The sequence below is a fragment of the Allocoprococcus similis genome, from assembly GCF_054660775.1.
Genome location: NZ_BAAHSG010000018.1, coordinates 68,536 through 81,242 on the forward strand (window position 1 = coordinate 68,536; position 12,707 = coordinate 81,242).

Annotated in this window: 10 protein-coding genes; all 10 read right to left on the minus strand. The window is 43.9% G+C overall.

The features are described from left to right. Positions 1-2: 2 nt before the first annotated feature. The 10 genes from ACYQ5K_RS09555 to ACYQ5K_RS09600 all read right to left on the minus strand — a co-directional run bounded on the left by ACYQ5K_RS09555 (position 3) and on the right by ACYQ5K_RS09600 (position 12,514). Entirely contained in the window at positions 3-974 is a 972-nt protein-coding gene (locus tag ACYQ5K_RS09555; protein WP_055248134.1) for an ABC transporter ATP-binding protein, read from the minus strand. Continuing rightward, positions 967-1,830, minus strand: coding sequence for an ABC transporter permease (locus tag ACYQ5K_RS09560; RefSeq protein ID WP_055248132.1), 864 nt, complete (start codon positions 1,828-1,830; stop codon positions 967-969). The genes ACYQ5K_RS09555 and ACYQ5K_RS09560 overlap by 8 nt, the downstream gene beginning before the upstream one ends. Before the next feature lie 12 nt (positions 1,831-1,842). Next, entirely contained in the window at positions 1,843-2,793 is a 951-nt protein-coding gene (locus tag ACYQ5K_RS09565) for an ABC transporter permease (protein ID WP_459777498.1), read from the minus strand. Between the two features lie 70 nt (positions 2,794-2,863). After that, a complete protein-coding gene (locus ACYQ5K_RS09570) occupies positions 2,864-4,435 on the minus strand; it encodes an ABC transporter substrate-binding protein (RefSeq protein WP_055248127.1) in 1,572 nt (523 codons plus the stop codon). Between the two features lie 269 nt (positions 4,436-4,704). Further along, positions 4,705-5,499, minus strand: coding sequence for an ABC transporter ATP-binding protein (locus ACYQ5K_RS09575; protein ID WP_172676597.1), 795 nt, complete (start codon positions 5,497-5,499; stop codon positions 4,705-4,707). A gap of 8 nt (positions 5,500-5,507) precedes the next feature. Next, positions 5,508-6,443 carry an ABC transporter permease gene (locus tag ACYQ5K_RS09580; protein ID WP_055248123.1) on the minus strand — a complete coding sequence of 312 codons (936 nt, stop codon included), beginning with the start codon at positions 6,441-6,443 and terminating at the stop codon, positions 5,508-5,510. A 25-nt stretch (positions 6,444-6,468) separates the two neighbouring features. Continuing rightward, the gene (locus tag ACYQ5K_RS09585; protein ID WP_055248121.1) at positions 6,469-7,473 is read right to left on the minus strand and encodes an ABC transporter substrate-binding protein; all 1,005 of its coding nucleotides are present in this window, start codon (positions 7,471-7,473) and stop codon (positions 6,469-6,471) included. A 169-nt stretch (positions 7,474-7,642) separates the two neighbouring features. Continuing rightward, positions 7,643-8,254 carry a hypothetical protein gene (locus ACYQ5K_RS09590; protein WP_055248119.1) on the minus strand — a complete coding sequence of 204 codons (612 nt, stop codon included), beginning with the start codon at positions 8,252-8,254 and terminating at the stop codon, positions 7,643-7,645. Between the two features lie 337 nt (positions 8,255-8,591). Next, positions 8,592-9,833 (minus strand): AI-2E family transporter, encoded by a 1,242-nt coding sequence (locus tag ACYQ5K_RS09595; RefSeq protein ID WP_242860803.1) that lies wholly within the window; start codon positions 9,831-9,833, stop codon positions 8,592-8,594. Positions 9,834-9,904: 71 nt separating this feature from the next. Then, positions 9,905-12,514: a cation-translocating P-type ATPase gene (locus tag ACYQ5K_RS09600; protein WP_173688818.1), complete on the minus strand. Its 2,610-nt coding sequence runs from the start codon at positions 12,512-12,514 to the stop codon at positions 9,905-9,907. Between the last annotated feature and the right edge of the window lie 193 nt (positions 12,515-12,707).

The window sequence follows — 12,707 nt, forward strand, 5'->3', positions numbered from 1 at the left end:
CCTTACTCATTTAAAAAGCACATTGCTCTGTGTGTTTCTGTAAATTCGGTATACTCTGGTTTCTCATTTTTACATCTCTCAGTTGCATACTCACAGCGTTCTGCAAACGGACATCCTTTCGGAGGATCAATCAGTGACGGCGGAAGTCCCGGAATAGACTGTAAGCGCTCGCCTTCTTTCAGATCCAGTGAAGGAATTGCTTTCAGAAGTGCCTTTGTATATGGATGCTTTGGTTCATAAAATACTTCTTCAACCGTACCGCTTTCCATCACCAGGCCACCATACATAATGATAACCTTACTACAGACAGTTGCTACAACACCCATATCATGTGTGATCAGCATGATCGAAGTATGGAATTCATCCTTCAGTTCATGTAAAAGATCCAGGATCTGCGCCTGAATCGTAACATCAAGTGCTGTCGTCGGTTCGTCTGCGATCAGCAGCTCCGGTTCACAGGCAAGTGCCATCGCGATCAGAACTCTCTGGCGCATACCGCCTGAAAATTCATGTGGATACTGTCCAAGTCTGACTTCCGGATTCGGGATACCTACTTTCTTCAGCATTTCTAATGCTTTTTCTTTCGCTTCATTCTTAGAACATTTTTTCTGCCGGATAATAACTTCCTCGATCTGGCTTCCGATTTTCTTCAGTGGATTCAGTGCGGTCATCGGATCCTGGAAAATCATGGTCATCTCTTTTCCACGAACCTTTCTGCATTCTTCATCCGACAGATCTTTTAATTCTCTTTCATTTAAAAGGATAGACTCAGCAGTTCTCTCTGCATTGTCCGGCAGAATCCCCATAACTGCTTTCATGGTTACAGATTTTCCACTTCCGGATTCTCCAACCAGACCTACGATTTCACCCTGATCCACGCTGAAGCTGACTCCTCTTACAGCCTTTACTTCCTGTCCATGACTTTTAAAAGAAACATTCATATTTTTTACATTTAATACATTCTTCTTACTCATCTTTATCACCTGCTGTAATTCTCGGTTCTACAAACACACGAAGTACATCCCCTAATTTATTGAAAGAATACACGGTCAGAATGATCAGAATGCCCGGCAGAACTGCCATATAAGGTGCCTTCTGAAGATACTGCTGTGAGCTCTGGAGCAGACTTCCCCAGCTGGACATCGGTGCCGCAACACCAAGTCCCAGGAAGCTAAGTGAACTTTCTACCATGATCGCACTTGCGATCTGTGCTGTTGCTGCTGTGATGATCGTTGGAAATACGGTCGGAAATACGTGTGACATGATAACCTTTCCTGAAGGAATTCCGATAAAATCTGCATACTGCACATACTCCCTCTCTTTTGCAGAAAGCACTTCCGAACGCACCAGTCTGGCAATTTCCATCCAACTGAACAGACCAATTACAATAATAATAGATGCAAGACCTTTCTTAAATAACAGTCCGACAACGGTTACCATAATGATCCATGGAATAGAACTGAACACATCAACAATACGCATCAGAATATTATCCACAATTCCACCAAAATAGCCAGCTACCATACCAACGGTTACACCAATTATAATCGAAGTCAGCATCGCCAGTACCCCAACAACCAGCGATACACGTCCACCGTATAATACACGGATAAAATAATCCCGTCCCAGCTCATCTGTTCCAAACCAGTGTGCAGATGACGGTGACTGCAGTTTATGCGCTACGTCAAGAGCATCCGGATCTACACTGCTGAATACAACAAAAATACTGACTAAAATAATTGCAATCAAATATATCGCCGCAAAAATAGCCAGTTTATTATGTTTAAACTCATATTTTACATTCTCAAGTCTTCTGTTCTTCTTTTTCATCTTTACACCCCTCTATTTCATTGACTTAATTCGAGGATCTGTCACACAATATAAAATATCCGATAACAGATTTCCGAGAATAACAAGGGTTCCTGAAAGCACAAGAATACTCATAACGATCGGATAATCCATTGCCTGTACTGCACTTACAAAGTAAGGTCCGATACCCGGCCATGAGAAGATCGTCTCTGTAATAACCGCTCCGGTTACAAGCATCGGAAGCGCCATACCAAGTTTGGTAATCAGCGGAAGAAGGACATTCTTGCTGACATGCCTGAACAAAATCTCTGCTTTGCTTGCGCCAAATGACTTCTGCACAATTACATAATCTTCTTTCAGCTGCCCAATTGTAGAGCCACGCACATATCTGGTCAGATCTGGGATAAATCCAACAGTAAGAACTACATACGGCATAATAAAATGCTGCAGAAAATCCAGAATAGAATCTTCTTTTCCAATCGTATGCATTCCCATCAGAGGGAACAGCTCTAGCTTATAACCAAAGAAAAACATGATGATCATCGCAAACCAGAAAGTCGGTGTCGCAATTCCGATGGAACAGATTCCATCGATCAGCTTATCCTGCCACTGATTCTTATGACTTCCGGCAACCAGCCCTAATACGATTGCCAGTAAAAATGCTGTCAGATATGACGGCAACACCAGTTTGATCGTAGACGAGATTCTGCTCTTAAGATCATAAGAAATGCTTGTTCTGGATCTCAGTGAATAACCAAATTCACCCCGGCAGATATTCCCAAGCCATCTTCCATACTGAACAATTACAGGATCATTTAGTCCATACGCTTCTCGCTTTGCCTCTATCTCCTGTTTTGTCATATCCGGTGTCGTAATTGAATCAATTGCATCATACGGCGCAAGATTGATCAGCATAAAGCAGATAAATGTAATGATAAGCAGTAATGGAATTGCCTGTAAAATACGTTTTACAATATATTTCATTCCTCTTCCTCCAAATGTAGTTTCTGCTGAAAAAGGGAGGAGGCTTATTAACCCTCCTCCCCGTCATCCATTATTTTAAAGTTAATTTTGATACATCTCCGAATGTATAAATCGGTACGAACTGTGCATCATCAAGTCCTCCAACACGGGCAGTTGTAACAACTGTCTTCATGCTTGTACCCATTGGATACTGAAGTGCTTCTTCTGATACCAGAACCTGAAGTTCGCTATACAGCTCTTTTCTCTTAGAATCATCAAGAGTTGTAGCTGCTTCACTGAATTTCGCATCAATGTCTGCATTGTGGAAGTTCATCATATTATCTTTTGTTGAATCAAACAGCGGTGCAAATGTATCCGGGTCGATACCCATTACGTATGCTCCAAGGAACATATCATAATCTGTACATTCCAGATCATAAGCTGCACTCATGTATGCGGCCTGGTTCACACCACATAACTCAACATCAATACCAACTGCTTTTAATTCAGCCTGGATTGTAAGTGCTTCATTTTTCTGTTCTGTACTTTCTTCGACATAGCAGAGTTTTAAGGATTTTGCACCGTCTGCAGTAAGCTTCTTAGCTTTATCTACATCCTGATCCCACTTTTCAACTCCGTCTTCTGTGTAATAGCTGCTTGAGTACGGAAGGAATGTATATCCTAATTTGTAATAATCTTCACTTGTAAATGCTGCAGTCATGATTTCATCACGATTAAGAGCTCTGAAGATTCCTTCACGATAATCTTTGTCTTTCATACTCGGTGCAACAGAGTTCAGTCTCAGATAAGAAACACGACCTTCACTGTATTTTGAAACGGTAAAGTTGTCATCACCTTCAAATGTGTCTACCTGATCAACAGTTACGCTCAGTGCATCTACTTCCTGTTTCTGAAGTGCAAGACTTGCTGTATCAGAATTTTCAATAATTCTGTATACGATTGTATCAATATTTGCTTCTCCGTTTGCGTAGTTCGGATTCTTCACAAATTTAAGATGTTCACCTGTCTTATATTCTTCAAGCATGTATGGACCAGATCCAACAACTTGATCTTCAAGCATATTTACGTCAAAGCTTCCTTTTCCTTCAAAGATATGCTTTGGAAGAATAAATGTCTCTGCAGACAGAAGTTCTACTACAGATGCACTTGGTTCTGCAAGTGTAAATGTTACTGTAGTATCATCTACTTTCTCAACTTTAATCGGTTCCCCACCCACATAAAGATTTTGCTTCATATCGTTAATAGAATTAAAAGTAAATACAATATCATCTGCTGTTAACGGTTCTCCATCGCTCCACTTTAATCCTTCTTTTAACTTCATCGTATAAACTTTACCATCTTCTGACGCATCCATGCTTTCTGCAAGAATCCAGTCCATTGTTCCATCCTGGTAAATATAGTACGCAGGTGAATAAACCATATGACATGTCATAAGTCCCCATCTGTCATCTGCAGTAATCGGATTCAGTGTATTACCTGTGTCCCCACCGATTGCAAATGTAAATGTATCACTTGCTGCTTTTGTTGATTCTGTTGCGCTCTTGTCAGCTTTTTTGCTGTCTGACTTTGATCCGCCGCATCCGGCAAGCATAGAAACTGCCATAGCTGCACAAAGTAAAGCGCTGATTACTTTCTTCTTCATTGTAAACCTCCTAATAATATACCATTGTCGACAATCTATATTCTACATTGTCGCTGCGTTTTTCATTATACTACTACTCTATTTATAAGTCCAATTGATAATTTCTATCCTGCATTACTAATAGGCATTCTCTATAATTTTATAGTATTTTAGAATCTGCTCTGTTTTTTAATAGTACATTTAAACAAGACGTGCAAAAAAACGAGGCTCTACATCAATCGTAAAACCTCGTTCCTGTTTTCTACTATTATTTCATTTTCAAATATTCTCTACGACAACATCATCCGGTCATTCGCAAACTCGCCGCCACTGACTTCTTCAAACTTCGCCAGCAGATCTGCAACCTTCAGATTCTTCTTCTCTTCTCCTGATACATCGTAGATAATTTTTCCTTCATGCATCATGATCAGGCGGTTGCCGTGCGCGATGGCATCCTTCATATTATGTGTTACCATCATTGCAGTAAGCTGGTGCTCCTGAATGATCTTATCAGAGATGGCAAGTACCTTCGCCGCAGTTTTCGGGTCAAGTGCTGCAGTATGCTCGTCCAGAAGTAAGAGCTTTGGCTTCTTAAGAGACGCCATCAAAAGAGTGATCGCCTGACGCTGTCCACCAGAAAGAAGTCCGACTTTACTGCTCAGACGGTCTTCCAGTCCAAGATCAAGTTCTTTCAGGGCTTCTTTATAGCGTTCCCTCTCTTTTTTCGTAATCCCCCATCCAAGACCTCTGCGCTCACCTCGTCTGGCTGCGATCGCCATATTTTCTTCAATCGACATGGTTGCCGCCGTTCCAGTCATCGGATCCTGGAAAACTCTTCCCAGATAAAGTGCTCTTTTATGCTCTGAAAGCTTTGTAATATCCACTCCGTCAACAATGATCTTTCCTTCGTCTACGGGCCAGACTCCTGCGATCGCATTCAGTGTGGTAGATTTTCCTGCACCATTTCCACCGATGATAGTCACGAAATCACCTGGATTGAGGTTCAGATTCACTCCGTTAAGTGCGACCTTTTCGTTGATCGTTCCCGGATTAAAGGTTTTATGAATATTCTGGATTTCCAACATATATCCCATTATGCAGTCCTCCGTTTCTTTGTAAAATATTTACCCTTCATGTACGGAACTGCAAGGAAGCATGCAACCACTACCGCTGAGAACAGTTTCATATAATCAGAAGGCATCTTCAGCCACAATACCAGTGCGATTACAATATAGTAAATAATCGCTCCGATAAAAATTGCTCCAAGTGTAAATGCAAAGGCTGCTTTTCTGCCTGCACAGAATTTTCCAAAAATAACTTCGCTGATGATAACAGCTGCAAGTCCGATTACAATGGCACCACGTCCCATATTGACATCGGCAGCTCCCTGGTACTGTGCGTAAATTCCACCGGAAAGTCCCACAAGTCCGTTAGAGATCATAAGCGCCAGAACCTTTGTAAAGCCTGTATTAATTCCCTGTGCACTTGCCATCTGCGGGTTACATCCGGTTGCACGGATCGATGCGCCAAGCTCAGTTCCAAAGAACCAGTAAATAATTGCGATCAGGATAAGTGCTGCCACGATCAGCTTTACAAAAAACAGTTCACTTCCTTCGCCGGTCACATAACGAAGCGATGCAACCAATTTATACTGCATAACATTGACTGCCTGATTGGATTTTCCCATGATTCCGAGATTCACCGAGTAAAGTCCGATCTGCGTCAGAATACTGGCCAGAATGCCCGGAATTCCAAAAAACGTATGTAAAATACCTGTCACAAATCCGGCTGCCATACCTGCCAGAAATGCGAAAAGAAGTGCCAGTGCCGGATTCATACCGCCGCGGATCAGCATAACTGCAACCGCTCCACCTGTAGCCAACGATCCGTCAACCGTCAGATCCGCAAAATCCAGAATACGGAAGGTGATATAAACGCCAAGCGCCATAATTCCCCAGATGATCCCCTGCGCTACATTTCCCGGAAGGGCGCGCACAAGAGCCATCGGATCTAAAGCTGCTAAATACATGATTTCTGCCTCTTTCTAATACTTATTATTCCTCAATTGCTTCGTAATCGTCCGGAACAGTGATTCCAAGTTCGTCACAGATTGTCTTGTTATACATCTTTGTAACTTTTGGTGCACTTTCGATTTCCATGGTTGAAATGTCTTTTCCTTCTACGAGGATTTCATAAGCCATTTCACCAGCTCTGTATCCGATATCGTAGTAGCTGATAGAAAGAGTAGCGATACCACAGCCTGAGCAGATTCCCTGTTCTCCTGCGATTACCGGAATCTTTGCCGGAAGGCAGATGTTGTTGATTATTTCTGTATTTGCTGCCATTGTGTTGTCTGTCGGAATATAGATTGCATCACAGTCATCTACTGCGCTTGTTACTACAGACTGGATTTCATTAGAGTCTGCTGCTGTGTATTCTTTGTATTTGATTCCATCTTTGTCGAGTGCTTCTTCGAACTTCTTAGCCTGATATGCTGAGTTCGGTTCTGCTGAACAGTAGAGGATTCCTACTGTCTTTGCGTCCGGAACAAGCTCTTTTAACATTGCTTCCTGTTCGTCGATCGGTGCAAGGTCACATGTACCTGAAATGTTCATTCCTGTTGCGCCTGTCCAGTCTGAAATATCCAGTGCTGTCGCGTAATCTGTAACAGAAGTTCCGAGGATCGGAATTGTGCTTGTTGCAGCTGCTGCACACTGAAGAGCAGTTGTTGCATTTGCAAGAATCAGATCATCATTGTCTGCTACGAAGTTATTCACGATTGTTGCACAGTTTGCCTGCTCGCCCTGTCCGTTCTGAAGATCAAATTTGACATTGTCTTTTCCGAATTTTTCTTCACAGGCTTCTTCAAATCCTTTGGTAGCCTCATCAAGAGCTGCATGCTCAAGCTGCTGGCAGATACCGATCTTGTATACCTTGTCTGATGATGATTCTTTTGAAGAAGCTCCTTTGTCTGACGAACTTGAGCTTCCGCCACAGGCAGCCAGTGCCAGTGTCATTGCTGCAGTAAGTGATACAGCTAAAATTTTTCTTGCTTTCATAATAACATACCTCCATCTATGTTCTTTTCGAACAAACTTTTTCCGATTTGGCTTTACAGCTTTAAACTTTAGCGGTTTAAACTTCAATGGTTTAAAGCTTTGCCGTGATATTGATTATAGCGTTTTTTTGTACTTTAGTCAAGGTATGTTACAAAAAGCTACAGAAATTCTAGCTTTTCCGGTCCATTATCCTGCAAAACAAAATTGCCGCCCCGGTACTGACCGCCGTTGCCACAATCCCTGGTCCCACAACCGCTGTCGGATTCACGCTTCCATACTGGCTCCGGTAGGCGATCACCGACACCGGGATCAGCTGCAGTGAAGAAATATTTACAATCAGAAATGTACACATTTCGTTGCTCGCAACGCCTCTTTTTCTTACCGGTCCTGCCACTTTTCCAAGTCGGCGGTCTTCTTCCAGCTTCTGAAGCTCTTCCATTGCTTCAAGACCTGCCGGAGTTGCCGCCCAGCCAAGTCCGAGTACATTTGCAATGATGTTTGCCGCGATTGGTTTTTCTGCCGGATGATCTTTTGGCAGTTCCGGAAACAGGAAATGGATCAGAGGGGAAAGGCGGACGGCTGCCGTTTTCAGGATGCCGGATTTTTCTGCGATTTCCATAAGTCCGGTCCAGAAGGACATGACGCCCATCATGGTGATGCAGAGGGTGACTGCTTCTTTGGAGGAATCTAAGGCGGCGGTGGTGATGTCCGGCATTTTGCCGGAGAAAGCGGCAAAAAGGATGCCTATAAGAATCATTCCCGACCACAGGTAGTTGAGCATTTTTTCTCCTTTCTGAGTTGGGGAAATGTTGGGAGAGGGGACGCCGGGTGGAAAATAAATTGTGTTCAAATTCAAATTGTGCAAACCATTCCGACGAACCTCTTAAGGCGGGAATCGTGTTCAGCAATGGCTTCCACGATTCCTGAGTTTCGTCTCCATTGCACAAAAAATTGAATTTGAACACAATTTATTTTCCGCCCGGCTGACATTCTACAAGTCATACTTTTCCGCCAAACTATAAATGGGGAGTAGAAAAGCCTGCTCTTTGAGATTCCATCTCAAAGTTGCAGGCTTTTGCTGCGGTTTTCGATACATTTATATGTAGGAAACCATTTCTTTATTCAAAGGTTTTCTCAGGGTGTTCGCTTTTGTATAAGGCTTGCATTTTCTCTATTTCTTCCTGAGTGTATTCTTCTACCTCGGTTTTTGTTACCCGTTTAATGTGTTGTTTTTTCAATCTCAAATACACATATTCCCGGAAGAGGGTGTAGAGTACAGACACCAGTGGGATGAAGATGAGCATTCCTACGATTCCCAGGAGGTTACCGCCGACGGTGACTGCAGCGAGAACCCAGATGGAGGGAAGACCTACGGAGCTGCCGACTACGTGTGGGTAGATCAGATTACCTTCGATCTGCTGGAGGATCAGGAATACAAGGATAAAAAGAATTGCCTGTTTCGGGCTCACCATGAAGATCAGGAGGCAGCCGAGTGCGCAGCCGATGAAGGCTCCGAAGATCGGGATCAGGGCTGTAAAGGCGATAATGATTCCGATCAGCAGAGCATACGGCATCTTCAATATGCTTAATGTGATGACGAACATACTGCCGAGGATGACGGCTTCCAGGCACTGCCCGGCGAGGAAATTCGCAAAGGTGCGGTAGGTCAGGGAACACACTTCAAGAATCACTTCTGCTTTTCGTTTGGGAATAAACGCGAAAAACACTTTTCTCACCTGCACATGCAGTTTTTCTTTCTGGAAAAGGATATAGCAGGCAAAGGAAAAGGCAATAAAAAATGTAGTAACTCCACTGACGATGGAGCCAACCGCTGTCATCGTTGTATTCATAAAATTTCCCGCACCATTTCCGAGAATACTCATCCCCCACTGGATTGCCTTATTCGGATTGAACTCCATCTGGTTCACAAGATCCATGATTTCCCGGTTATTGTGTGTAAATTCTCGTACCCAGCTCTGCATCTGCGGAATAAAATCTGCAATACTGTTCATCAGACTTCCAATTGTTTCCGTAAGCTGCGGAATCAGACCGAACATGACAAGCACGATCACACCCACTACCAGTACGATCGTAAGAAGAAGGCTGACCGGTCTTGCAAGCTTTCCTGCCACCTTACTTCCTTTCTCTTTTGCCTTTCCAAATAATTTTTTCTCCAGAAAGCTCATCGGAACATTGATCACAAACGCGATCGCACCGCCAAGAGCGAAGGGGAAAACAATCCCCCATATCGCCCTGATCACGCCCAGAACCACATCAAATTTCCACAATGCAACTACGATCAGCGCTGTAAATACGATCAGTTCCCGGATTTTTTTCATCGATAATTTACTAAAATCCACTATTTTCTCCATTCTACTACAACATATTTATGGTTAATCCCCTTACAGCCGGTAAGCATTTTCCCATATTGTTACTCAGATAATTTTCCACGTACCCACTTCAGAAGCTGTATGATCGGAAAACAGGCAAATGCATACAGGTAGACAGTTCCAAGCTGTTCAAAGTTCAATGTTTCAACTTTGAACACCTGATGCAGTCCCGGAACTGTAAGTACTGCCGTGATCAGGACTGCGCCAAGTACAAATGCACCCTGCATCCATTTATTATTGAAAAACCGCTTTGTAAAAATCACCGGCCGGTCGGATTTACAGTTGTATCCATGGAAAAGCCGCGCCAGGCAAAGTGTTCCAAATGCATAAGTACTTCCAAGAAGTGCACCATCCTGATGATATCCAGTCAGAAAACTGACCATGGTCATTGCTCCGATCACCAGGCCTTCCAGTCCGATCTTCGCGAGGAAATCCTTTGTCAGGATCGACTCATCCGCCGGTCTTGGTTTCTCGTTCATCACATCACTGGTATGCGGTTCTACTCCCAGTGCAATTGCCGGGAGACTATCAGTCAGCAGGTTGATAAAAAGCAGATGAACCGGTGCAAACGGAACCGGAAGCCCTGCGATCGATGCATATAAAACAGCGAGAATTGCGCCAAAATTTCCCGATAACAGGAACTGGATCGCGTACTTGATATTCCGGTATAAGTTTCGTCCGTTTTCCACTGCTTTTACAATTGTGGCAAAATTATCGTCTGTAAGTACCATCGCCGCTGCATCTTTAGCAACTTCTGTTCCGGTCACTCCCATCGCAACACCTATATCTGCCTGCTTAAGAGCCGGTGCATCGTTGACTCCGTCACCGGTCATCGATACAATATTTCCGCGTTCCTGCCATGCACGGACGATCCGGATCTTATGTTCCGGCGAAACCCTTGCATAGACAGAAATCTTCGGGACAAATTCCCGCAGCTCTTCATCACTCATATTTTCAATCTCCGCGCCCTCACAGGCTTCGGATAAATCCTTTAAAATGCCGATCCGTTTTGCGATCGCTGCTGCCGTGATCTTATGGTCTCCCGTGATCATCACCGGACGGATGCCTGCCTTGATACATTCTTCTACTGCTGCTTTCGACTCTTCCCTCGGCGGATCCATCATTGCGATCATTCCGAGAAATACCAGATGATCCTCATCCTCTGCGGTCAGCAGATGTTCTTCCGGAATCTCCCGGCAAGTAAATGCCAGCACCCGAAGACCTTCCATTGAAAATTCCTGATTCTGAATCTGAATCTTTTCTTTATCTTCTTTTGTGATCTTACGTATTCCATTTTCCGTCCAGATCCGGTCTGTCAGATCTAGGAGACGGTCAACCGCACCTTTGACGATCATCCGGTTTTCGCCGTCTATCCGGTGAAGCGTCGACATCATTTTCCGGTCACTGTCAAACGGAATCTCATCTTCCCTTGGATAACTTTCTCTTACTTCCGCAGCTTCCACTCCATAGCGGCTTCCCAGATTGATCAGCGCTGTCTCTGTCGGATCTCCGATCTCAACTCCATTTTCATTGGTAGAATCGTTACATAAAATACTGCAATCAAGCAGAAATCTCTGTGCCGGATCTGCTACATCGATCTCATCTGCCCGGATTCTTCTGCCTTCTATATAATAATCTTCAACAGTCATCTTATTCTGCGTGAGAGTTCCGGTCTTATCCGAACAGATCACAGAGACACTTCCAAGTCCTTCTACCGCCTGCAGTTTTCGAATGATCGCATGCTCCTTGGCCATCTTCTGGGTTCCGAAAGAAAGGACGATTGTTACAATTGAACTTAATGCCTCCGGGATTGCTGCAACCGCAAGTGCTACTGCGAACATAAAGGCGCTTCCGATATTTTCTCCACGAAATACACTGATTCCAAATAAGATTCCGCAAAATACCAGGATCAGAACCGAGAGCTTCTTTCCGAACTCTTCCAGATTCGCCTGAAGCGGAGTCTGCTTTTCAGAGGTTGATTTCAAAAGTCCGGCAATCTTTCCGACTTCTGTCTGCATACCTACGCTTGTCACAACGGCTCTTCCACGTCCGTAAGTTACAAAGCTTCCGGAAAATAACATATTGTTCCGGTCACCAAGCGGCACTTCCTCTTCAATTTCATCCAGGCTCTTCTCAACCGCAAGACTCTCCCCGGTCAGTGCACTTTCATCAATTTTCAGACTTGCGTTCTCGATCAATCGTCCGTCTGCCGGAACATAATCCCCGGCTTCCAGAAGGATCACATCTCCAACTACCAGTTCTCTTGCCGGAATCGGCGTCACCGTACCATTCCTGAGAACCTTCGCCTCCGGTCCTGAAAGCTTTTTCAGGCTCTGAAGCGACTGCTCTGCTTTTACCGTCTGCACGGTTCCCAAAATTGCATTCATTGTAATGACGATCAAAATAACCGCCGCACTTTCTGCGTCTCCTAAAATTCCTGAAATAATCGCTGATGCAATCAGGATAATCACCAGGAAATCCTTGTACTGCTCCAGAAAAATCTGCAGCACACTTTTCTTCTTTCCCTCCGCAAGCTCATTCCATCCGCATTTTTCACGGGACTTTTCCACTTCTTTTATCGTAAGTCCCTCTTCTCTGCTTCCCATCTGTCCAAGCACTTCTTTTACCGATGACTGATAAATTTCTTTCATCCTTTCTGCCTCCTGTTTCTGAGTATTCACATTCCTGAATTTCTTATGCAACGAAGTTCTCTTCCGATAAAAATGTATAAAAAAAGAAACCCTTATTGCACAACAAATAATGCAATAAAAGTCTCACCATTTCCTTGTGGCACCGGATGCTTCCACCGTACTGACGACACCACAAACGCGGATTCCCTTGCGT

What these genes read in the sequence shown, in the direction of transcription:
- ACYQ5K_RS09555 (WP_055248134.1), bottom strand. Translation starts at nt 974, where the DNA reads ATGAGTAAGAAGAATGTATTAAATGTAAAAAATATGAATGTTTCTTTT.
- ACYQ5K_RS09560 (WP_055248132.1), bottom strand. Translation starts at nt 1,830, where the DNA reads ATGAAAAAGAAGAACAGAAGACTTGAGAATGTAAAATATGAGTTTAAA.
- ACYQ5K_RS09565 (WP_459777498.1), bottom strand. Translation starts at nt 2,793, where the DNA reads ATGAAATATATTGTAAAACGTATTTTACAGGCAATTCCATTACTGCTT.
- ACYQ5K_RS09570 (WP_055248127.1), bottom strand. Translation starts at nt 4,435, where the DNA reads ATGAAGAAGAAAGTAATCAGCGCTTTACTTTGTGCAGCTATGGCAGTT.
- ACYQ5K_RS09575 (WP_172676597.1), bottom strand. Translation starts at nt 5,499, where the DNA reads ATGTTGGAAATCCAGAATATTCATAAAACCTTTAATCCGGGAACGATC.
- ACYQ5K_RS09580 (WP_055248123.1), bottom strand. Translation starts at nt 6,443, where the DNA reads ATGTATTTAGCAGCTTTAGATCCGATGGCTCTTGTGCGCGCCCTTCCG.
- ACYQ5K_RS09585 (WP_055248121.1), bottom strand. Translation starts at nt 7,473, where the DNA reads ATGAAAGCAAGAAAAATTTTAGCTGTATCACTTACTGCAGCAATGACA.
- ACYQ5K_RS09590 (WP_055248119.1), bottom strand. Translation starts at nt 8,254, where the DNA reads ATGCTCAACTACCTGTGGTCGGGAATGATTCTTATAGGCATCCTTTTT.
- ACYQ5K_RS09600 (WP_173688818.1), bottom strand. Translation starts at nt 12,514, where the DNA reads ATGAAAGAAATTTATCAGTCATCGGTAAAAGAAGTGCTTGGACAGATG.